Source organism: Kineococcus endophyticus, assembly GCF_040796495.1.
Lineage (GTDB): Bacteria > Actinomycetota > Actinomycetes > Actinomycetales > Kineococcaceae > Kineococcus > Kineococcus endophyticus.
Window position 1 is genome coordinate 30,960 of sequence record NZ_JBFNQN010000001.1, and the last position, 22,536, is coordinate 53,495.

16 protein-coding genes are annotated in these 22,536 nt (G+C 71.4%); 10 read left to right on the forward strand and 6 right to left on the reverse strand.

Annotated features, from left to right (window positions below; translation table 11 throughout):
* The first annotated feature begins 142 nt into the window (after window positions 1–142).
* From AB1207_RS00155 to AB1207_RS00175, 5 genes are all read left to right on the forward strand, one after another.
* The gene (locus AB1207_RS00155) at window positions 143–2,284 is read left to right on the forward strand and encodes an alpha-galactosidase (protein WP_367636129.1); all 2,142 of its coding nucleotides are present in this window, start codon (window positions 143–145) and stop codon (window positions 2,282–2,284) included.
* Window positions 2,285–2,498: 214 nt separating this feature from the next.
* On the forward strand, window positions 2,499–3,842 hold the full coding sequence (locus AB1207_RS00160) for an ABC transporter substrate-binding protein (RefSeq protein ID WP_367635757.1): 1,344 nt from the start codon (window positions 2,499–2,501) through the stop codon (window positions 3,840–3,842).
* A gap of 10 nt (window positions 3,843–3,852) precedes the next feature.
* Complete coding sequence (locus tag AB1207_RS00165) at window positions 3,853–4,815, forward strand: carbohydrate ABC transporter permease (protein WP_437178832.1); 963 nt, start codon at window positions 3,853–3,855, stop codon at window positions 4,813–4,815.
* Window positions 4,812–5,729 carry a carbohydrate ABC transporter permease gene (locus tag AB1207_RS00170; RefSeq protein WP_367635758.1) on the forward strand — a complete coding sequence of 306 codons (918 nt, stop codon included), beginning with the start codon at window positions 4,812–4,814 and terminating at the stop codon, window positions 5,727–5,729. The genes AB1207_RS00165 and AB1207_RS00170 overlap by 4 nt, the downstream gene beginning before the upstream one ends.
* On the forward strand, window positions 5,726–8,632 hold the full coding sequence (locus tag AB1207_RS00175) for a glycoside hydrolase family 2 TIM barrel-domain containing protein (protein ID WP_367635759.1): 2,907 nt from the start codon (window positions 5,726–5,728) through the stop codon (window positions 8,630–8,632). Before AB1207_RS00170 ends, AB1207_RS00175 begins: the two co-directional genes overlap by 4 nt.
* A 37-nt stretch (window positions 8,633–8,669) precedes the next feature.
* Here the strand turns inward: AB1207_RS00175 and AB1207_RS00180 are convergent, their stop codons facing one another.
* Window positions 8,670–9,860, reverse strand: a complete 1,191-nt coding sequence (locus AB1207_RS00180) for an ROK family protein (RefSeq protein WP_367635760.1) — start codon at window positions 9,858–9,860, stop codon at window positions 8,670–8,672.
* Window positions 9,861–10,125: 265 nt separating this feature from the next.
* Between AB1207_RS00180 and AB1207_RS00185 the strand changes: the two genes are divergently transcribed.
* From AB1207_RS00185 to AB1207_RS00195, 3 genes are read left to right on the forward strand one after another with little or no spacing between them, the layout of a single operon-like run.
* Window positions 10,126–11,070 (forward strand): carbohydrate ABC transporter permease, encoded by a 945-nt coding sequence (locus AB1207_RS00185; protein WP_367635761.1) that lies wholly within the window; start codon window positions 10,126–10,128, stop codon window positions 11,068–11,070.
* 24 nt (window positions 11,071–11,094) lie between these two features.
* Window positions 11,095–12,039 (forward strand): carbohydrate ABC transporter permease, encoded by a 945-nt coding sequence (locus AB1207_RS00190; protein WP_437178833.1) that lies wholly within the window; start codon window positions 11,095–11,097, stop codon window positions 12,037–12,039.
* A 38-nt stretch (window positions 12,040–12,077) separates the two neighbouring features.
* On the forward strand, window positions 12,078–13,412 hold the full coding sequence (locus AB1207_RS00195; protein WP_367635762.1) for an ABC transporter substrate-binding protein: 1,335 nt from the start codon (window positions 12,078–12,080) through the stop codon (window positions 13,410–13,412).
* On the opposite strand, the gene AB1207_RS00200 is transcribed toward AB1207_RS00195, so the two are convergent.
* Window positions 13,393–14,238 carry a helix-turn-helix domain-containing protein gene (locus tag AB1207_RS00200; protein WP_367635763.1) on the reverse strand — a complete coding sequence of 282 codons (846 nt, stop codon included), beginning with the start codon at window positions 14,236–14,238 and terminating at the stop codon, window positions 13,393–13,395. The genes AB1207_RS00195 and AB1207_RS00200 overlap by 20 nt on opposite strands.
* A gap of 84 nt (window positions 14,239–14,322) precedes the next feature.
* Here AB1207_RS00200 and melA point away from each other — a divergent pair, with 84 nt between their 5' ends.
* Together melA and AB1207_RS00210 are read left to right on the forward strand one after the other, a co-directional pair.
* A complete protein-coding gene (gene melA / locus AB1207_RS00205; RefSeq protein WP_367635764.1) occupies window positions 14,323–15,696 on the forward strand; it encodes an alpha-galactosidase in 1,374 nt (457 codons plus the stop codon).
* Window positions 15,693–16,958 carry a glycoside hydrolase family 27 protein gene (locus AB1207_RS00210; protein ID WP_367635765.1) on the forward strand — a complete coding sequence of 422 codons (1,266 nt, stop codon included), beginning with the start codon at window positions 15,693–15,695 and terminating at the stop codon, window positions 16,956–16,958. Before melA ends, AB1207_RS00210 begins: the two co-directional genes overlap by 4 nt.
* Window positions 16,959–17,081: 123 nt before the next feature.
* Here the strand turns inward: AB1207_RS00210 and AB1207_RS00215 are convergent, their stop codons facing one another.
* The 4 genes from AB1207_RS00215 to AB1207_RS00230 are packed head-to-tail and all read right to left on the reverse strand — an operon-like array spanning window position 17,082 to window position 22,498.
* The gene (locus tag AB1207_RS00215; protein ID WP_367635766.1) at window positions 17,082–18,821 is read right to left on the reverse strand and encodes a dipeptide ABC transporter ATP-binding protein; all 1,740 of its coding nucleotides are present in this window, start codon (window positions 18,819–18,821) and stop codon (window positions 17,082–17,084) included.
* Window positions 18,818–20,521: an ABC transporter substrate-binding protein gene (locus AB1207_RS00220; RefSeq protein ID WP_367635767.1), complete on the reverse strand. Its 1,704-nt coding sequence runs from the start codon at window positions 20,519–20,521 to the stop codon at window positions 18,818–18,820. The genes AB1207_RS00215 and AB1207_RS00220 overlap by 4 nt, the downstream gene beginning before the upstream one ends.
* 31 nt (window positions 20,522–20,552) lie before the next feature.
* On the reverse strand, window positions 20,553–21,548 hold the full coding sequence (locus AB1207_RS00225; protein WP_367635768.1) for an ABC transporter permease: 996 nt from the start codon (window positions 21,546–21,548) through the stop codon (window positions 20,553–20,555).
* Entirely contained in the window at window positions 21,548–22,498 is a 951-nt protein-coding gene (locus AB1207_RS00230) for an ABC transporter permease (protein ID WP_437178834.1), read from the reverse strand. The genes AB1207_RS00225 and AB1207_RS00230 overlap by 1 nt, the downstream gene beginning before the upstream one ends.
* Window positions 22,499–22,536 lie beyond the last annotated feature (38 nt).

Here is a 22,536-nt window from a genome sequence, read left to right on the forward strand (position 1 = left end):
GCCCGTGATTGACGCCGTGGGAGTTTCAGCGTAGAACTCTCCCTGTCCACCACGCCGACGTGCCGACGGAGCCACCGTGACCCAGCACGACCCCACCCCCCTCGCCTCGACCGACGGCCCCGCGGCCGCCGGGTCCGGCGCCGTGGCGGGCCGGACCCTGCACCTGCGGGCCGCGGGTGTGAGCCTGGTCGTCGACGTCCCCACCACCTCCGTGCCGGTCGTCGTCCACTGGGGCGCCGACCTCGGCGACCTCTCCGAGCGCCAGCTCGACGACCTCGTGGCCTCGGGCCGGCCGGCCCGCTCCAACAACGACCTCGACGTGCCCCAGCCCGCGCGGCTGCTGCCGGAGACGTCCTGGGGCTGGAGCGGACGTCCCGGGCTGAGCGGTCACCGGGCCGGCGCCGCCTGGTCGACGCGCTTCGTCCCGACCGCCGTGCACGTGGAGACGGGGACGGGCGGGGGCGGGCGCCTGCAGGTCGACTGCGCCGACGGGACCGCCGGTCTGGGGCTGGTCCTCGAACTGGAACTCCTGCCCTCCGGCCTCCTGCGCCACCGTGCGACGGTGACGAACACCGGCGCCGACGGCTACGAGGTGGCCGACCTCGCCCTCAGCCTCCCGGTCCCCGTCGTGGCGACCGAGGTGTTCGACCTGGCGGGCCGGTGGGCCAAGGAACGCATCCCCCAGCGCCGTCCGCTCACCTTCGGGGCCCACGTGCGCGAGAACCGCCGGGGGCGCACCGGACCGGACGCCCCGCTCGTGCTCGCCGTCGGCACCGAGGGTTTCGGGTTCCGTCGGGGTGAGGTCTGGGCGCAGCACACCGCCTTCAGCGGGAACCACCGCTCGGTGGTCGAACGACTGAACAGCGGGACCACGACGCTGTCGGGCGGCGAACTGCTCCTGCCCGGCGAGGTGCTCCTGGCCGCCGGCGAGAGCTACCGCTCCCCGTGGGTGTTCGGGGCCTGGTCCGACGCCGGTCTGGACGGGATCGCGGCGCGCTTCCACGAGCACCTGCGCGCCCGCCCGCACCACCCGGGGTCACCGCGCCCGGTCGTCGTGAACACCTGGGAGGCCGTGTACTTCGACCTCGACCTCGACAAGCTGCTGGAACTGGCGCGGGCCGCCGCCGAGGTGGGCGCGGAACGGTACGTGCTGGACGACGGGTGGTTCCGCCACCGGCGCTCCGACGACGCGGGCCTGGGAGACTGGTACGTCGACGAAGGCGTCTGGCCGCAGGGGCTGCACCCCCTCGTCGACGGTGTCCGGGCGCTCGGCCTGCAGTTCGGGTTGTGGGTGGAACCGGAGATGGTCAACCCCGACTCCGACCTGGCCCGCGCTCACCCGGACTGGATCCTGCGCAGCGGGGACCGGCTGCCGCTGGAGTCCCGGCAGCAGCAGGTCCTGGACCTCGGGAACCCGGACGCCTACGCGTACGTGCTGGAACGTCTGGACGCGGTGCTGTCCGAGTACGAGATCTCCTACCTCAAGTGGGACCACAACCGTGACCTCGTCGAGGCGGGGTCGGGGCCGGTCCGGGCGCCGGGCGTGCACGCGCAGACCCTGGCGGTCTACAGGTTGTTCGACGAACTGCGCCGTCGCCACCCCGGCGTCGAGATCGAGTCCTGCTCCTCGGGTGGTCTGCGCGTCGACCTCGAGGTCCTCGAGCACACCGACCGGGTGTGGGCCAGCGACTGCATCGACCCGCTGGAGCGGCAGGACATCCAGCGCTGGACGCTGCAACTCCTCCCGCCCGAGCTCATCGGTTCGCACGTCGGGGCCTCGCCCTCGCACACGACCCACCGGTCGAGCGACCTGTCGTTCCGGGCGGGCACGGCGTTCTTCGCCTCGTTCGGCATCGAGACCGACCTCACGAGACTGTCCGCGGACGAGCGGGAGGAACTGGCCCGCTGGGTCACCCTCTACAAGGACGTCCGCGGTCTGCTGCACACCGGGACGCTCGTCCGTGCCGACGACGTCGACCCCTCGTTCCGCGTGCACGGGACGGTGGCGCCCGACGGTTCGGACGCGTTGTTCGCGGTCGTGCAGACGGGAACCCCCGACGGTTCCGTCCCCGGCCGGGTGCGCCTGCCCGGCCTGCTGCCCCAGGCGGAGTACGAGGTCACCGCGCAGGAGCCGGGGCACGACCCCGCCGTGCGCGGTGGACGGGACCTGCCGTGGCTCGCTTCGGGGGTGCGCCTCACCGGTCGCGCGCTCGAGGCGGCCGGGGTCGTCGCACCGGCGATGCAACCGCAGCAACTCCTGCTGCTGCGGGTGCGTCGTGCCTGATCCGCCCGCCCCCGCGGGTGTCCGAACCCTCTGCGCGGCAGTCCTCCTGACGCGCAGCGGGTGAGTTCCACCAGTTCCTCCGGGGGTTTCCCCGAACCGCTTGACAGTCGATGAACCCCCAGCACACGCTTGCAGGAACTGACCACCGTGATCACGGTCGGCAGCACTGCGCGCCGCGTCCCGGTCAGAACCGGACGCCGACGAAGGAGTCGCGATGAACCGCCCCGCCACCGAATCCGAGTACCTCGCCGGCCTCGTGCCCGCGTCCGCCGGCCGGCACGGCTTCAGCCGTCGGTCGATGCTGCGCGGCTCGCTCCTCGCCGCCGGGATCCCCGCCCTGCTCGCCGCCTGCGGCGACGGCGGTGGCTCCGGCAACGGCGGCGGCGGGGGAGGGGGCCAGGTCACCCTGGGCTCCAACTTCTCCGACGAGGTCCCCCTGAAGACCATGAAGGCCATGGTCGAGGACGCCCAGAAGAAGCAGGGCATCTCGATCAAGCTCAACACGGTCGACCACACGACCTTCCAGAACAACATCAACAACTACCTCCAGGGCAGCCCGGACGACGTCTTCTCCTGGTTCGCCGGGTACCGCATGCAGTTCTTCGCGGCGCAGGGCCTGGCCTCGGACATCTCCGACATCTGGGGCTCCATCGGTGCGAACTACACCGACGCCTTCAAGAAGGCCTCCACCGGCGAGGACGGCAAGCAGTACTTCGTCCCGACGACCTACGGCCCCTGGGCGGTCTTCTACCGCAAGTCGCTCTGGCAGGAGAAGGGGTACCAGGCCCCGAAGACCCTCGACGAGATGAAGACCCTCTCGACGCAGATGCAGAAGGACGGTCTCGTCCCGCTCGCCTTCGCCGACAAGGAGGGCTGGCCGGCGATGGGCACCTTCGACCAGCTCAACATGCGCATCAACGGGTACCAGTTCCACGTCGACCTCATGGCCGGCAAGGAGGCCTGGACCGACCAGAAGGTCAAGACGGTCTTCGACACCTGGAAGGGCCTCCTGCCGTTCCACCAGAGCGACTCCCTCGGCCGCACCTGGCAGGAGGCGGCCACCGGTGTCGTCAACAAGACGTCCGGCATGATGGTCATCGGCTCCTTCATCGGCCAGCAGTTCGAGGAGGCCGACCAGTCCGACATCGACTTCTTCAACTTCCCCGAGGTCGACTCGGCCATCGGCGCCGACGCGGTCGAGGCCCCCATCGACGGCTTCATGATGTCCAAGCGCCCCCGCAACGAGGACGGCGCCAAGAAGCTGCTGGAGTACTTCGGCTCGCCGGACGACGGCGTCGTCCAGACGACCAACGACCCCTCGGGCATCGCGGCGAACACCAAGTCCGACCAGTCGCACTACACCGAGCTGCAGAAGAAGTGCGCCGAGTTCGTCGCGAGCGCCAAGTCCATCTCGCAGTTCATGGACCGCGACACCCGTCCCGACTTCGCCTCGACGGTCATGATCCCCTCGCTGCAGTCGTTCATCCAGAACCCGAACGACATCGACGGGCTCTGCACCCAGATCGAGAACCAGAAGAAGAGCATCTTCACCTCCTGAAGGAGCGCCCGTGTCGTTCGACCCGCCGCTCGTGGCCCCGCAGACGGCGCACTCCGCGCCGTCCGCGGGTTCCCACAAGGGCACCGGCAAGAAGCAACGCGTCCGTCGGCTGACCGGCCGCGACCGTGTGGCCGTCATCCTCATGGTCGCCGTCCCGACCCTCGTGGTCGTCGGCCTCATCTGGCTGCCGGCCATCGCGTCCGTCCTGCTGTCGTTCACGAACTGGAACGGCGTCGGATCGCTGGCGGACGTGAAGGTCATCGGTGTGGAGAACTACACCAACGTCTTCACGAACTACCCGCCCTTCAAGCCGGCCGTCGAGCACAACCTGCTCTGGCTCGTCGTGATGTTCGTGGTGGCGACACCGCTCGGCATCCTCTTCGCGGTCCTCATCGACAAGGAGCTCAAGGGCAGCCGGTTCTACCAGACCGCGCTGTACCTGCCGGTCGTCCTGTCGCTGGCCCTCGTCGGCTTCATCTGGCAGCTCATGTACTCCCGCGACCAGGGCCTCATCAACGCGGTCCTGGGCACCCAGGTCGACTTCTACGGCGACCCGCGGTGGAACATCTGGGCGGCGCTGTTCGCGACCTGCTGGAAGCAGGTCGGGTACGTCATGCTGCTGTACTTGGCCGGCCTCAAGGGCGTGGACGCCTCCCTCAAGGAGGCGGCCCAGATGGACGGCGCCAACCAGGTGCAGACGTTCTTCCGGATCGTCTTCCCGGTCATGCGCCCCATCAACATCATCGTCCTGGTCATCACGGTCATCGAGTCGCTGCGCGCCTTCGACCTGGTCTGGGTCATCAACCAGGGTCGCAACGGCCTCGAGCTCATCGCGACCCTGGTGACCGCGAACATCGTGGGTGAGGCCAGTCGCATCGGCTTCGGGTCCGCCCTGGCGACGATCATGCTGGTGATCTCGCTGGTGTTCATCAGCATCTACCTGTGGGTCGTCATGCGGGAGGACGAACGATGAGCACGAGCACCATCGGGGGGGTCGGGGGCCGCACGGCCTCCGGCGCTCCGAAGGCGGAGCGGCACACGCCGCCCGCGCGGATCGTCCTGTACGTCTTCCTCATCGGGGCGTCGGTGCTGTGGCTCTTCCCGCTGCTGTGGGCGGTGTTCAACTCCTTCCGCGACTACGGGTACACCCAGGCCAACGGGTACGCGTCCTTCGGCGGGTTCACGTTCAAGAACTACGTCAACGCCTGGGAGCAGGGCGACTTCGGCCGCCACTTCCTCAACTCGGTGATCATCACGGTGCCGTCGGTGGTCCTGGCGCTGCTGCTGGCCTCGATGGTCGCCTTCGTGGTGGCCCGGTTCAACTTCAAGTTCAACCTGGCGCTGCTGGGCCTGTTCACGGCGGCCAACCTGCTGCCCCCGCAGGCCCTGCTCATCCCGCTGTACCGCCTCTTCCGCTCCATCGAGGTGCCCTACTGGTTCAGCTACTCCGGGACGCTGCTCGACAGCTACTGGGCGTTGATCATCGTCAACACGGCCTTCCAGACCGGCTTCTGCGCCTTCGTCCTCAGCAACTACATGAAGACGCTGCCGTACGAGCTGTACGAGGCCGCCCAGGTCGACGGCCTGAGCGTCTTCAAGCAGTACTGGAAGATCACGCTGCCGCTGTGCCGGCCGGCCCTGGCCGCGCTCGCGGTGCTCGAGATCACCTGGATCTACAACGAGTTCTTCTGGGCGACCGTCCTGCTGCAGTCGGGGGACAAGTTCCCCATCACGAGCTCGCTGAACAACCTCAAGGGCCAGTTCTTCACCGACTACAACCTGCTGTCCGCCGGCTCGGTGCTCGTCGCCCTCCCGGTGCTCGTCGTGTTCTTCGCACTGCAGAAGCAGTTCGTCTCCGGTCTGACGCTGGGAGCCACCAAGGGATGAACCACTGGTTCGAGGACTTCACGCCCGCGCGGGGTGCCCTCCCCGCGCGGGCGTGGGTGCGTTCGGACGCACCCACGCTGTCGCTCAACGGGGGCTGGCGCTTCCGCTACGCCGAGCACGCCGACACCCCGGCCGACCTCGCGGACCCCGCGCTGGACGACGGCGCCTGGGACCGCATCGAGGTGCCGGGGCACTGGCAGCTCCAGGGCTGGGGCGCCCCCGCCTACACCAACATCACGTACCCGTTCCCGGTCGAACCTCCTTTCGTCCCGGACGAGAACCCCACGGGCGACCACCGTCGCCGGTTCGCGCTGCCGGCCGGCTTCCTGTCCGACGGCGCCCGGGCCGTGCTGCGCTTCGAGGGCGTCGACTCCGCCTTCACCGCCTGGGTCGACGGCACCGAGGTCGGACGGTCGGTCGGGTCCCGACTCCCCGTCGAGTTCGACGTGACCGACGCGCTGCAGGCCGGCGGGGCCGAGCACGTGCTCGCGGTCCGGGTGCACCAGTGGTCGGTCGCGAGCTACCTCGAGGACCAGGACATGTGGTGGCTCTCGGGGATCTTCCGCGACGTCACGCTCCTGTCCCGTCCCGCGGGCGCCGTGGAGGACGTGTTCGTCCACGCCGGCTACGACCACGCGACGGGGACCGGTTCCCTGCGCGTGGACACGCCGTCGGCCGCCCGGCTGCTCGTCCCCGAACTGGGTGTCGACGTGCCGTGCGGTGAGGACGTCGAGGTTCCCGGCGTCGAGCCGTGGTCGGCGGAGGTGCCGCGCCTGTACGACGCCGAGGTGGTCAGCGGCGGCGAGCACGTGCGCCTGCGCGTCGGCTTCCGGACCGTCGCGATCGTTGACGGCGTGTTCACCGTCAACGGCGTCCCCGTCAAGCTGCGCGGTGTGAACCGGCACGAGGTGTCGGCCGACCGCGGTCGCGCGGTGACCGACGAGGAGATGCTGGCCGACGTGCTGCTCATGAAGCGGCACAACGTCAACGCCGTCCGCACCAGCCACTACCCGCCGCACCCCCGCTTCCTCGACCTGTGCGACGAGCACGGGTTGTGGGTCGTGGACGAGTGCGACCTGGAGACGCACGGGTTCTGGCTGCTGGACTGGCGGGGCAACCCCTCGGACGACCCGCGCTGGCGCGAGGCCTACCTGGACCGGATGCGCCGCACCGTCGAACGGGACAAGAACCACCCGAGCGTGGTCCTGTGGTCCCTCGGCAACGAGAGCGGCACGGGGCAGAACCTCGCCGCCATGACCGCGTGGGTCAAGGAGCGGGACTCCTCCCGCCCCGTCCACTACGAGCACGACTGGGCCGTCCCGTACGCCGACGTCTACTCGCGGATGTACGCCAGCCACGCCGAGGTCGAGGCGATCGCCGGCCGCACCGAGGAACCCCTGGAGGACGCCGAGGCCGACGCGCGGCGCCGGGCCATGCCGTTCGTGCAGTGCGAGTACGCCCACGCCATGGGCAACGGCCCGGGCGGGCTCGTGGAGTACCAGGACCTCTTCGAGTCCTCCGAGCGCTGCATGGGTGGGTTCGTCTGGGAGTGGATCGACCACGGTCTGCGCCAGAGCGGTCCGGACGGGGTCGAGCGCTTCGCCTACGGCGGCGACTTCGGCGAACCCGTGCACGACGGCGCCTTCGTGGCCGACGGACTCGTGTTCCCCGACCGCACGCCGTCGCCGGGTCTGCTCGACTACGCGGCCGTCATCGCCCAGGTGCGCCTGCGGCCGGAGACGACCCCTTCCGGGGACCTGCTGCGGCTGACCAACCACTTCGACGTCGTCGACCTCGGCCACGTCGACCTGCGCTGGTCGGTCGAGGACGACGGTGTCGAGGTGGCCTCCGGCACCCTGCCCACCCCCGACCTCGCCCCGCGCGCGACGACGCTGCTCGACGTGCCCGACGAGGTCGCCGCGCTCAGTGCCGCCGCGGGGGAGCGGTGGTTCACCGTCACCGCCCACCTGGGCGAGGCGACGTCCTGGGCCGAGGCCGGGCACGAACTGGGCCGCGGTCAGGTGCAGCTCGACCCCGGTGCCGGCCGGGAGCCGGCGGCCGCAGGGTCCCCGGAACGCCGCGGGCCCGACCTGCTCGTCGGATCCGCCGTCCTGGACGGCCGGACCGGCCGGTTGCAGCAGGTCGGCTCCGTGCCGGTGCAGGTCGCGGAACTCTCGCTCTGGCGGGCGCCGACGGACAACGACCGCGGCGACTTCGGCGAACCCCTGGCCCCGACGTGGCGTTCGCTGGGGCTGCAACGGCTCCGGCACCGCACAGGCCTCGTGGAACTCGCGGGCACGGCGGTCGTCGTCGCCGGGCGCAGCGCCCCGGCGGGCACGGACACCGGGTTCGCCACGACGTGGCGCTGGACGCCGCTGGCCGGCGGGGCAGTGCACCTGCAGGTCGACGTGGCGCCCGAGCTGCCGGGCGGTCTCGACGTCCCGCTGCCACGCGTCGGTGTCCGCCTCGCGGTGCCGCGCGAACTGCGGCACCTGGCCTGGTTCGGCCGGGGGCCGGGGGAGGCCTACCCCGACACGGGGTCGGCGACGTGGACGAGCCGGTTCGCGTCCACGGTCGAGGGCCTGCAGACGCCGTACGTGCGTCCGCAGGAGAACGGGCAGCGGGCCGGCGTCCGCTGGGCCGAGCTCACCGACTCCTCCGGGCGCGGGCTGCGGGTCAGCAGCAGCACGCCGTTCGGGGTGACGGTCCGGCCGTGGAGCACCGAGGCGCTCGACGCCGCGACGCACACGACGGCCCTGCACGACGAGGGACGGATCTGGCTGCACCTCGACCACGCCCAGCAGGGCATCGGGTCGGGGTCCTGCGGTCCCGGCGCGCTCCCGCAGTACCGGCTCGAAGCCGGGCCCGTGAGCTTCGGGTTCGTGCTCGAACCCCTCGGCTGACGGACCAGGGGGTCGGGACGGGCGGTCCGGACGGACGTCAGCGGCGCGAGCCGAGGACGAACGTCCGGATCGCCGTCACCGCCGCACCACGGGCCCACTCGGCGAAACCCGTGAGCTGCACGTCCACGGGCAGGGCGTCCGCGAGGGGGTTGCGGCCCGCGCGCATGCCCGCGTCGAGCGCGGCCCGCCCGACCTCGGCCAGGCGCGCGTTCTCGCCCGAGACGACGATGCGCTCGGGCATCGTGAAGTTCCCCACCGCCGCGAGCAGGGTTCCCAGCGCCCGCGCGGCGTCGTCGACCACCCTGCGCGCCAGGGGTTCCCCCCGCTCCGCCAGGTCGAGCACCTCCTCGACCGTGACGGCCCGGCGCAACGCCAGACCGGCGCGCGTCGTCACCGCCGCCGTCGACAGGACGGCCTCCGCGCACCCGACGTGCCCGTCGGGGCACAGCGGTCCGTGCGGGTCGAGCGGGTGGTGCCCCAGCAGCCCGACGCCGGAGTCGGGCCGGTCGACCACCCGGTCGTGCACGACGAGGCCGTACCCGATCCCCATCCCCACCACGACGACGGCGAAGTGGCCGCAACGGCGGGCCGACCCGAACCACTGCTCGGCCCGGGTGAGGGACAGGACGTCGTTGTCGACGACCACGGGGACGCCGAGCAGGTCCTCGAGCGGCCCTCCGAAGGGCACGTCCTCCCAGCCCAGGTAGCGCGCGCTGTCCACGACGCCGTCGGCGCCCACCTTGCCCCCGAGGCCGACGCCCACCGCCCGCACCGGCCGGGGGTCCAGGGCGTCCAGCTCGCCGACGAGCGCCGCGACCGTCCTGGTGACGTGACCGGGGGAGCGGTCCGTGAGGGGGACCTCCCTGGCGGCGACGACGTCCGCCCGCAGGGTCGTCAAGACGGCGTGGGCGGCGTCGGCCGTCAGCTTGACCCCGACGAAGGCGTCGTTGGCGTCGTCGACGTCGAGCGGTCGGGTGAGGCGCCCGGACGCCGGGTCGCAGACCCCACGGGTCTCGACGAGCAGCCCGGAGTCCAGCAAGGGTTTCGACAGCCGGGTCAGGCTGCCGGCCGACAGGTCGAGCCGGCGCGCGAGCTCGCTGCGCGGCAGGGGGCCGTCGAGCAGCACCTCGACCGCGATGCTGTGCGCCGCACCGGTCAGCGGGGTCCAGGTCGACCGCTGGGCGGACCGCTGCGTCGACCTGCGTACGGACGTCGAGTCCAGGCTCACGCACGACCTCCTCGCCGGCGACGACCTCGTCGCTCTCTGCTCGGGCACCGTAGCCGACTTCCGGCCCGGAAGTCGGGAATCGGCGGGACGACGTGTCTCAGCGAGATCACGATCCGGGACCCGGCTCCGTGAGCCCGTTGACGGGTGGCTGTGTATTGCCGTAGAACTCAGGGCACACGAGGAGCCCGGCCCACGACGACGTGACCACGGAGATCAAGTGCACCCCACCCATTCCGCTTCCGCCCACCACCGGAAGGTCTGAGCCATGGCGCTCACGAGCAGGAACGCCCGCACGGGGAGCGTGCCGCTCTCCGGTCAAGGGCTGCGTCCCGACGTCAACGGCTCGCGCCGCGAACGGCTCACGGCCCTCGCCTTCATCGCGCCGGCGCTGCTGGGCTTCACGGTCTTCTACCTCTGGCCCACGCTGCGCGGGCTGTACTTCAGCTTCACCGAGTTCGACTTCTTCAGCCCGCCGCGCTGGGTCGGGCTGGACAACTACACGTCGATGTTCTCGGACGCCATCTTCTGGAACGCCATGAAGGTGACGGTGCAGTACGTCGTCATCAACATCGGCACGCAGACGGTGCTCGCGCTCCTGCTGGCCGTCCTGCTGCACCGGCTCACCCGCTCGATCTTCGTCCGCAGCGTCGTGCTGCTGCCGTACCTCATCTCCAACGTCGTCGTCGCCCTCGTCTTCTACTGGATGCTCGACGCGCAGATCGGCATCACGAACCAGGTGCTGGGGTGGATCGGCCTGGACGCGATCCCCTTCTTCGGCGACCAGAACTGGGCCATCCCGACGATCGCCTTCATCAACACCTGGCGGCACCTGGGGTACACCGCGCTGCTGCTCTTCGCCGGGATGCTCATGATCCCCGGGGACGTCTACGAGGCCGGCCGGGTGGACGGCGCCTCGGAGTGGAAGATGTTCTGGCGCATCACGTTGCCGCTCCTGCGGCCGATCCTCGCCCTCGTCCTGGTCATCACCGTCATCGGCTCGTTCCAGGCGTTCGACACCGTGGCGGTCACCACGGCGGGCGGGCCTGGGGACGCGACGCGCGTCATCCAGTACTACATCTTCGACCTCGCCTTCCAGCGCTACCAGTACGGGTACGCCTCGGCCGTCTCGGTCGTCCTCTTCCTCATCCTCGCCGCCGTCGCCTTCGTCCAGCTGAAGCTGATGCGCGCCGACGAGTCCGACGTCGCCTGAGCGACCCCGACCCAGGAGAACACGATGGCCACCACCGCCACCACGTTCGACGAGGCCGTCGCGGTCTCGAAGCCCACCGGAGGAGCACGACGGGGCCGGCCGGGACTCGGCCGGGTCCTGGCCTGGACCGCCCTCGGCCTCATCATGGCCGTGACCCTCTTCCCCTTCTACTGGATGCTGCGGACCGCCTTCTCCAACGGCGCGTTCCTGGCCACCGAGCCCTCCAACCTGCTCCCCGTGGAATCCACGTGGGGCGCCTTCCAGCGCGTCCTGGGGCTCGCCACGACCGAGGAGGCGCAGGCGCAGGCCGGGTCCGGTGCGTCCGTGAGCATCATCCGCGCGCTGCTGAACTCGGTCCTCGTCGCCTCGCTCATCACCGCCGGGCAGGTCTTCTTCGGCGCGATGGCCGCCTACGCCTTCTCCCGCCTGCGGTGGCCCGGGCGCAACACGGTGTTCTTCGTCTTCCTCACCGCGCTCATGGTGCCGCCGATCTTCACCCAGCTGCCGAACTTCCTGCTGATGCGCGACCTGGGGCTGCTGAGCTCCTACGCGGCGATCGTCCTGCCGTTCTTCTTCATGACGCCGTTCGCGATCTTCTTCCTGCGGCAGTTCTTCCTCGGCATCCCCCGCGAGGTCGAGGAGGCCGCCCGCCTCGACGGAGCCGGGGCCGTGGCGCGGTTCTTCCGGGTCATCCTGCCGATGGCGTCGGGACCGCTCATCACGCTGACGATCCTGCAGTACGTGCAGGCCTGGGGTGAGTACCTCTGGCCGCTGCTGGTCGCCTCCGACCGCGACCACCGGGTCCTGACGGTCGCCCTGGGCGTCTTCCGGTCGCAGACCCCGCAGGGGGCGCCGGACTGGGCGGGCCTCATGGCCGCGACCCTCCTCGCCGCGCTGCCCGTCGTCATCCTGTTCGCGGTCTTCAGCCGCAAGATCGTGAACTCCATCGGTTTCTCCGGGATCAAGTGAGGTCGGCTGTGAAGCTCTCCAGAAGACTGCGTACCGCCGTGGCCGCCGCCGGCACCGCCGCGATGCTCTCCGCGTGCGGCACCTACGGCGTCGACCCCGGCGCCGACGGCGAGACCGGGACCGTCACGTACTGGCTCTGGGAGTCGGCGCAGCTGCCGGCCTACCAGCAGTGCGCCAACGCCTTCCAGGCGCAGAACCCCGAGATCGACATCCAGATCGAGCAGTTCGGCTGGGACGACTACTGGAACAAGCTCTTCACGGGCTTCGTCGCCAACTCGGCCCCCGACGTCTTCGCCGACCACACCCAGCGCTACGGCGAGTTCGCGCAGCGCGGGCTCATCGTCCCCATCGACGAGCAGGTCCAGGAGGCCGGCATCGACCTCGACGCCTACGTCGAGGGGACGACCGACCTGTGGATCGGACCGGACGGCAAGCGCTACGGCCTGCCCAAGGACTTCGACACCATCGGCCTGTTCTACAACGAGGGCATGACGACCGAGGCGGGCATCTCGGCCGAGGACATGAAGAACCTCACGTGGAACCCGCAGGACGGCGGCACCTACGAGCAGACGATCGCCCACCTGACCGTCGACCAGAACGGCGTCCGCGGCGACGAGCCCGGCTTCGACAAGTCCAAGGTCAAGACCTACGGCCTCGGCCTGGGGTCGTCGGGAGCCCCGTTCGGCCAGGTCGAGTGGAGCTACCTGGCGAAGACCACCGGGTGGACCTACGGCGACCAGGAGATGTGGGGCACGACGTTCAACTACGACGACCCGCGGTTCCAGGAGACCTACGCCTGGTGGCGCGGCCTCATCGAGAAGGGCTACATGCCGCCGCTGGCCTTCACCGAGGGCGGGTCGGCCGACCAGCAGATGCAGGCGGGCCGCTACGCCATCGTCAGCGAGGGCTCGTGGCAGACCGCCAACTACGGCAACCTCGAGGGCGTCGACCTCGCGCTGGCCCCCACGCCCATCGGGCCGTCGGGGAAGCGGGCCGCCATGCAGAACTCCCTGGCCGACTCGATCTCGACGTCGTCGAAGGTCAAGGGGGCGGCGTGGAAGTGGGTGCAGTACCTCGCCTCGGAGGAGTGCCAGTCCGAGGTGGCCAAGGCCGGGGTCGTCATGCCGGCCATCGCGAGCACCGTCGAGACGTCGAAGGAGTCCCTGGGCAAGACCGGGTTCGACGTCAGCGCCTTCACCGACCAGGTCGAGCAGGGCACCACGTTCCCGTACCCGGCCGTCCTCAACGGGGCGGAGTTCCAGAGCATCATGGCCTCCGCCATGGACAACGTCATGGCGTTCAACGCCGACGTCGACACGCTCACCGCGGCGAACGACAAGGTGAACGCGCTCTTCACGACCTCCGAGGAGTGACGGGAGGAGTGACGGCCCGGGTGGCGCGGTAGGCGCCGGGGGAGCAGCCGCAGGCCTTCGAGAAGTGGGCGTAGAGGCTGCTCCCCGACCCGAACCCGGCGGCGTGCGCGACGGCCGCCGTCGTCAGCGTCGTCGTGAGCAGGAGGCGCTGCGCCTCGGCGATCCGGTGCCGCAGCAACTGCTCGCCGAGGGTCACCCCCACCGCGGAGCGGAAGAGCGTCGTCGCGTAGTTCGGGTTGAGGTTCGCCGCGCGGGCGATGTCCGCCGTGGAGATGTCGGACCGGAAGTTCTCGGCCGTGAAGCGCGCCATCCGGGCCACGGGTCGCAGGTCGGTGCGGGATCCGGGGAGGGCGTCCGCGGCGGCTCCGGCCGAACTCTCGGCTGCCAGGATCCTCAGCAGCAGGGCCTGGCCCTCCAGCAGCACCGTCCCCGTGCTCCGGCTGCTGGACACGTCGCGTTGCCACGTCCCGAACTGGGCGACGACGTGCTCCCCGACGGCGGCCGTCGGCACGACGACGACGCCGTGAGAGACGATCCGCGCCACGGCGCCCTCGGGCAGCGTCCAGCCCAGCACGGTGCTCAGCGGCAGGTGGATCCAGCAGATGTCGCTGTCGCGCGGCTCCTCCGGCGGGACGAGGCGGTGGGGGACGGCCGCCCAGAACAGGGCGGTGTGCCCCTCCGGGACGGTGACCCGACGGCCTCCGAGCAGGTACTCCAGCGACCCCCGCACCGTCACGTTGACCTCCACGTCGTCGTGGCGGTGGAACTCGCGCATGGGGGGAGCGGAGCCGCGGTGCACCCACAGGGCCGGTTCCTCGACGTCCACCCGCCTCACGGTACCTGAGGATCCTGGAACTTCTCGCGGGCCAGGAGGAGGCTCGGCGCGCCGTTGCGCACCTAGCCTGGAGGCATGACGCAGAGCCCCAAGATCACCATCATCGGCGCCGGTGGTTTCGTCTTCCCGTTCCGCCTCATCGGCGACATCCTCAGCTTCCCGGCCCTGCAGTCGGCCCGGTTGTGCCTCATGGACGTCCGGGAGGACAAGCTCGGCCCCGTGGCCGACGCCGCCCGCAAGCTCGTGGCCCACCACGGGTTCGACGCGCAGGTCGAGGAGACGACCGACCGGCGGGCGGCCCTCGACGGGGCCGACTTCGTCATCATCACGTTCCAGGTCGGCGGGGTGGAGGCGTACAAGGACGATGTCCTCATCCCGCGCAAGTACGGGATCGACCAGACCGTCGGCGACACGCTCGGCCCCGGTGGTGTCTTCCGCTTCCTGCGCTCCGTCCCCGCCTACGAGGCCATCGCCGCCGACGCCCTCGAGGTGTGCCCCGGTGCGGTGTTCATCAACTACGCCAACCCGATGGCGATGGCGACGGCCTTCCTCAACGCCAAGGGCCTGAAGACCGTCGGCCTGTGCCACAGCGTGCAGGGCACGACCCGCATGCTCGCCCGCACGCTCGACGTCCCCTACGACGAGGTGAACTACCTGTCGGCGGGCATCAACCACCAGGCGTGGATCCTGAGGTTCCGTCGCGGTCAGGAGGACCTGTACCCCCGGCTGCGCCAGGTCATGAACGAGAAGCACGTCGCGGGCCGGGGCGCGCAGGAGCTGGCCGGCGACGACGGGGACCACAGCGAGGCGGCCCAGGCGGCCAGCACCTACGAGGGCGGCAACGAGCAGGTCCGCACGACGCTGATGAACGCGTTCGGCTACTTCGAGACCGAGTCCAGCCACCACGCCTCGGAGTACCTGCCGTACTTCCGCAAGACCCCCGAGATGGTCGAGCACTACATCCCGCAGCGGTGGGACTACTACGAGATCTGCGTCGGGCACGACGACCAGGGCGACATCGACACCCAGCTCGCCAAGCTCAAGGAGCACCTCGCCCCGAGCGTGGAGTACGGCGCCTCGATCGTGAACTCCGTCGTGACGGGTGTCCCGAGCGTCGTGTACGGCAACGTGCCCAACGCCCCCGGCGTCATCTCGAACCTGCCGGCCGACGCCTGCGTCGAGGTGCCGTGCCTCGTCGACGAGAACGGCGTCCAGCCCACGTCGATCGGGGAGCTGCCGCTGCAGCTCGCCGCGCTGAACCGGACGAACGTCAACGTCCAGACGCTCGCGGTGCAGGCCGCGCTGACGGGGAACCGGGAGAACGTGTTCCACGCCGTGGCGGTCGACCCGCTGACCGCGGCGCTGCTCACCCTGGAGCAGGCTCGGGAGATGACCGAGGAACTCCTCACCGCGCACGCCGAGCGGCTGCCGGAGGCCCTGCGCGCATGACCAGACCCCCGATGGGCTGGAACAGCTGGGACTGCTACGGAACCACCGTGACCGAGGAGGAGGTCCTCGCCAACGCCCGGTTCATGGCCGAGCACCTCCTGCCCTTCGGCTGGGACACCGTCGTCGTCGACATCGACTGGTCCGACCCGACGGCGAAGTCGCACGGGTACAACGCCGGCGCCCCGCTGTGCCTGGACGCCGCGGGCCGGCTCGTGCCGGACCCCGGCCGCTTCCCCAGCGCGGCCGGGGGAGCGGGGTTCGGGCCGCTCGCGGCGCAGGTCCACGAGCTCGGGCTGAGGTTCGGGATCCACGTCATGCGCGGGATCCCGCGTCTCGCGGTCGACGAGACGACCCCCTTCGTCGACCGTACGAACGTCTGCGAGTGGAACCCCGACATGCTGGGGCTGGACCACTCCCACCCCGGCGCGCAGGCGTACTACGACTCCGTGCTGGAGCTCTACGCCTCCTGGGGCGTCGACTTCGTCAAGGTCGACGACATGCTGTGGCCGTACCAGGCCGCCGACGTCGAGGCCTTCGCCCGGGCCGTGCGCCGCTGCGGGCGGGAGATCGCGGTCAGCCTGTCGCCCGGGCGCGACCTGTCGCTGTCCCGGCTCCCGCACCTGCGTGAGCACGCGACGATGTGGCGCATCTGCGACGACCTGTGGGACCGGTGGGAGGACGTGGAGGCGAACGTCTCCCGGTTCGCCCGCTGGGCCCCGCACGCCGGACCGGACGGCTGGCCCGACGGGGACATGCTCCCGCTCGGGCGCATCGGGTTGCGGGCCGAACGCGGCGAACCCCGCGACGACCGCCTGACACGGGCGGAGCGCCGGACGTTGTTCACCCTGTGGGTCGTGGCGCGGTCACCGTTGATGATCGGCGGCGACCTGCCGTCGTCCGATCCCGCGACGGTCGCGCTCTTCCAGAACGCCGACGTGCTCGCCGTCCTGGAGGCGACGGGGAACCGTGAGGTGTTCCGCGAGGACCCGCTCGTCCTGTGGAGCGCGCAGGGCCCGGGCGGGGTCGGCTACGTGGCCGCCTTCAACCTCGGCGCCGAACCCCTCGACGTCGCCCTCGACAGCCAGGACGTCGACCTGCCCGCCCACCTCGGGACGGTGCACGACGTGTGGTCGGGCGAGGTCGTCCCGACGGTCGCCGTCACGGCCCAGGAGGACGCCACCCGCGGGGTCGCCCCCGGCAGCACCGCCGTCCCGGTCCGCCTCGAACCCCACGGCTGCGTCCTCCTCCGCCACACCCCGTAGCCACCCGTCACAGTCCCGCGTGGAAAACACACTTTCCGCCCTCGGAACACGTGTTCTGAGGGCGGAAAGAGTGTTTTCCCCGCGGGCACGGGGACCGGCGTGGGGGGGTGGGGGCGGGGAAGGTCAGGAGGTGAGGGCGCGCCAGGCGGTGCGGCGGCGGTGCTGCTCGTCGGGGTCGGTGACGGGGGCGGCGGCCACGAGGCGCTGCGTGTAGGGGTGCAGCGGGCGGGTGAGGACCGCGTCGGCGGGCCCCTCCTCCACGAGCCGGCCGCGGTGCAGGACCGCGATGCGGTCGGCGACCTGCCCGACGACGGCGAGGTCGTGGGTGATGAACAGACTCGCGAAGCCGAACCGCGCCCGCAGGTCGGCCAGCAGGTCCAGGACCCGCGCCTGCACGGACACGTCGAGCGCGCTCGTGGGTTCGTCGGCGATGAGCAGGTCCGGCCCGAGGGCGATCGCGCGGGCGATGGCGACGCGCTGGCGCTGACCGCCGGACAGTTCGTGCGGGAACCGCTCGCCGCTGCCCGCGGGCAGGGCGACGGCGTCGAGCAGCCCGGCCACCCGTTCCCGCACCTCGCGCGGGTCGTCGGAGGTGTGCAGCAGCAGGGGTTCGGCGACCGAGTCGGCGACGCTGGAGCGCGGGTCCAGCGAGGAGTAGGGGTTCTGGAAGACGACCCCGACCCGGGCCCGCACGGCGCGCAGCTCCCGGCCCCGCAGCGTCGTCGGGTCGACGCCGCCGATGCGGACGGACCCGGCCGTCGGGCGCACGAGTCCGTTGACGACACCCGCGAGCGTGCTCTTGCCCGAGCCGGACTCGCCCACGAGCCCCAGGACCTCACCGGCGCCGATGCGCAGGTCGACCTCGTCGAGGGCGCGCAGTCCGCCGCCGCGCCAGCGTCCGCCGTACGTCACCGAAACCCCCCGCACGTCGAGCACCGGGTCGGCCGCCCCGGGCGCCGGCGCGAGACCGGGTAGGGAACCGCGGGCCGGGTCGTCGGGGACGGCGCGGTGGGCGTTCCCCACGGCCCCCACGTCCGCACTCGCACCCAGGTCGGCGGCCGGCAACTGCGGCACGGCGGCGAGGAGCTCCCGCGTGTACTCCGCCCGCGGCGCGCGGAGCACCTCGCGGACGGTCCCCGTCTCCACGACCTCGCCGTGGCGCAGGACGACGACGCGGTCGGCCAGGTCGGCGACCACGCCCATGTCGTGCGTGATGAGGACCACCGACGTGCCCCGCCGCACGGTGAGGTCGCGCAACAGGTCGAGGACGTCGGCCTGCACGGTGACGTCGAGGGCCGTCGTCGGCTCGTCGGCGACCACGCCGGCGGGTTCGTCCGCCAGGGCCATCGCGATGACGACGCGCTGCAGCTGGCCGCCGGACAGCTGGTGCGGGTAGGCGCGCAGCCGGGAGGCGGGGTCGGGCACACGGACGGTCTCCAGCAGGTCCAGCGCCCGGGTCCGGGCCGCCGCCCGGCTCGTGCCGGGACGGTGGACGCGGACGGCCTCGGTGAGCTGGTCGCCGATCGTCAGGACCGGGTTCAGCGTGCTGCCCGGGTCCTGGAACACCATCGAGACCACCGCACCGCGCAGGCGGCGCAGGGGTTCGCCGGTCAGCGCGAGCAGGTCGCCGTGCCCGGCGAGCTCCGCGTGGCCCGTGACGTGCGCGGACCCGGGCAACAACCCCAGCAGGGACAGCGCCGTGACGCTCTTGCCGGAGCCGGACTCACCGACCACCGCCAGCACCTCGCCCGGCCCGAGGTCCCACGACGCGCCGGCGACCGCGACCGTCGCGGCCGCCCCGGTACCGAAGACGATCCGCAGGTCCCGGACGGACAGCAGGGGTCCACCCGCGGCTGGCGTCACGAGCTCACACCCACCGCCAGGTAGTTCGGGTACGCCGGGAAGGCGCCGATGAAGAAGTTCGTCACCTTCGACCCGCGCAGGAACGAGTTGCGGGTGTAGATGAGGGGCACGACGGGGGAGTCGGCCATGACGGCCTTGTCGACGGCCACCCACGCCTTCGCCGCCGCGTCGGTGTCGACGGTCGCCTGCGCGGCCGCGATCGCCGCGTCGACGGACGGGCTGGAGTACCGCGCCGAGTTGTACCCGCCGTTGCCGATGGCCGAGGTCGCGAACAACGGCTGCAGGTTCGCGTTGGGGCTCGGGAAGTCCGGCTGCCACGACGCCAGCGCGAGGTCGTACTCGTCGGCGTTCACGGTGTTGATCGCCGCGTAGTAGGCGTCCTCGTCGGTGACCTGCAGGTCCACGCCGATGCCGGCCTTGACCAGCGCCGCCTGGATCGCCTGCGCCTGCGCCGGGCCGTTGTTCGACTGGCTCACGAGCAGCTTCAGCCCGGACAGGCCCTGCGGGTAGCCGGCCGCGGCGAGCAGTTCCTTGGCCTTGGCCGGGTCGCCCGAGGGATCCGTCGGGTAGAGGTCGAACTCCTCGCGGCCGGAGATGCCGTCGGTGATGAGCGTCGTCGCGACCTCGCCGGCCAGGGCCGCCGTCCCGGCCGTCGCCACCTGGAACGCCGCCTTGTCGACGGCGTACTGGAAGGCCTTGCGGACCTCGGCGTTCTGCAGCGGCCCGCGCCGGGTGTTGAGCGACAGGAACGCGAGCGCCCCGGACTCCGACGTGACGAGGCGGTCCTTGGCCGAGGGGTTGTTCGCGACCTGGACGAGCTGGGCCGGGGAGACGAACCCGGCGCCGAACGCCGTCTGGTCGGCAGCGGAGTCGGCCACGAGGCGCTGGGAGACGACGTCGGTGGCCTGGCCGAGGGAGAACACCACCGAGTCCGGCAGCGCGGGGCGCACGTCGTCGGACGCGGCGCTCCAGTGCTCGTTGCGGCTCATCTCGATCTTCACGCCCTGCTGGACGGCCGACAGCACGTAGGGCCCGGACGCGATCGGCTTGAGCCCGTAGTCGGCCTCGGCACCCTTGCCCTCGGGGACGGGGGCGAACGCCGGGGTGCTGGCGACCCAGCCCCAGTCGCCGTAGGGCCGGGCGAGGGTGAACACGAGGGTCTTCTCGTCGGGCGTCGCGATGGACGCGAGCCGGGCGCCCTCGAAGGGACCGGTGTAGCCCGCGGCGCCCGCGAGGAGGTCCTTGTGGTAGGTCAGGCCGCCGCTGAACGACGCCGCGAACGACCGTTCCAGGCCCCACTTCACGTCGGCCGCCCGGATCGGGGAACCGTCGGAGAACAGCAGTCCGTCCTTGAGCGTGAACGTCCACGTCGTCCCGCCGTCGCTCGTGCTGCCGACGTCCGTGGCGAGGTCGGGGACGAGTTCGGCGGGCTTGCCGGACTCGACCTTCCACGACGTCAGACGGCGGTGGACGAGGGCGAGGGAGGTGATGGCCAGGCTCTGGCTCTTGGCCGGGTCGAAGTTCGTGCTCGTCGAGGAGACGAGCACCGTCAGCGTCCCGCCCTTGGTCGGGGTGGACCCCGAGGACTGGCCGGACCCCGACCCCTGCCGCTCGTTGGCCCCGCACGCGGCGAGGAAGGAGGTCGCGCCGAGCCCGGCGAGGACGAGGCGGCGGCTGGGGGAGGAGTTCTTGGCGGTCACGGTGAGCCTTCCGGGGTGGACGAGCGGGGGGTCAGGCGATGCGGGCGCGAGGGTCGAGGAGCCCGTAGACGAGGTCGACGACGATGTTCGCGACGACGATGAGGAACGCCGCGAAGAGCGTCGTCCCGAGCAGCAGGGGCAGGTCGAGCTGGCCGACGGCGTCCAGGAGCAGGCTCCCGACACCCGGCATGCCGAACGTCTTCTCGGTGATGACGGCACCGCCGAGCAGTCCGCCGAGGTCGAGGCCGAAGAGCGTCACGAGCGGCAGCGTGACGTTGCGCAGGGCGTGCTTGCCGACGACGGTCCGTTCCCGCAGGCCCTTGGCCCGCGCGGTGCGGACGTAGTCCTCCGACAGCACCTCGAGCATCTGCCCGCGGGCCAGCCGCACGTAGACGGCGCCGTTGATGAGCGCGAGGACGATCCACGGCAGCACGAGGTGCCAGGCCCAGTCGACGGGGGACTGCGTGAGCGGCACGTACCCGCTGACGGGGACGACGTCGAGGGTGAACCCCAGGAGCAGGATGCCGAGCAGCCCCAGCAGGTACACCGGCGCCGAGACGCCGACGACCGACAGGCCGCCGAGCACGTGGTCGACGGCCGTGCCACGGCGCAGGGCCGCGACCACGCCGAGCGCGACCCCGACGACGAGCCACAGGACGGCCGCCCCCAACGCCAGCGACACCGTCACCGGCAACCGGTCGGCGATGAGCTGGACGACGGGCGCCGTCTCCTGGAACGAGTAGCCGAAGCAGGGGGCGGGGCAGACCACCGCCGTGGCCCCCGTGCCGAACGTGCGGCCCGTGACGATGCCGGCGAGGAACTGGCCGAACTGCTGGTACCAGGGGTGGTCCAGGCCCATGAACCCCTTGGCCAGCGCGAGGTTCTCCGGCGTGCAGGGGCGCCCGCAGGACAGCTGCGCCGGGTCCGAGGGCAGGAGGTTGAACACGGCGAACGTCACGAACGCGACGACGAGCAGGACCCCGGCACCGCTGGCGAGCCGGGTGAGGAGGTAGCGGGCGGTGGCCATCAGTGCGCCCCGTCCCGCGCCGTGCGGGGGTCGAGGGCGTCGCGCAACCCGTCCCCGAGGAGGTTGAACGCCAGGGTCGCGCCGAACAGGGCCAGGCCCGGGAACACCAGGAGCATCGGGTCGGTCTGCACCCAGCCGATCGCATCGGAGATCGACCGGCCCCAGCTCGGGGTGGGCGGGTGGACTCCGACGCCGAGGAAGGACAGCGCCGCCTCGAGACCGATGCGCTCGGGGATGGACAACGTCGCCACGACGACGACCGGTCCCCACAGGTTCGGCAGGACGCGACGGGTGAGCGTCCGCCAGGCCGGGGAACCCATCACCTGCGACGCGCGGACGAAGTCGCGGCGGGCGACGCCCAACGTCGCCGACCGGACCACGCGGGCGACGCGGGGCCAGCCGAAGAACCCGATGACCACGACGAGCAGCAGCGTCTGCGGGATGCTCGGGGGTGCGACGGCGCTGAGGGCGATCATGAACACGAGGTAGGGGAACCCGAAGAGCACGTCCCCCGTCCAGCCGACCACCCGGTCCCACCAGCCGCCGAAGTACCCGGCGCTCGCGCCCAGGGCGACGCCGAGCACGACGGCGACGGCGGTGGCCAGGACGCCGATGAGGAACGACGTCCTGGCTCCGTGGGCCACGATCGCGAACACGTCGCGCCCCGTGAGGGGTTCGACCCCGAACCAGTGCTCGGCGGAGATGCCGCCGAGGGGACCGGCCGGCAACCCCGACGCCGGGTCGAGGGCGGTCTTGTCGTAGGTGTACGGGTCCTGGCCGGTGATCCGCGTGATGAGCGGCGCGGCGAGCGCCAGCAGCACGAACCCCACGATGAGCACGGCGCCGACCGTGGCGGGTCGCCGGTCGACGACGGCGCGCACGAGCGCGGAACGGCGCCACCGGCCGCGACGGGTCTCGTCGCGGACCGGCGGGACAGCGGGAACGGTCACGGGTCACCAGGGGGAGTCACGGGGGTCGGACGGTCGAG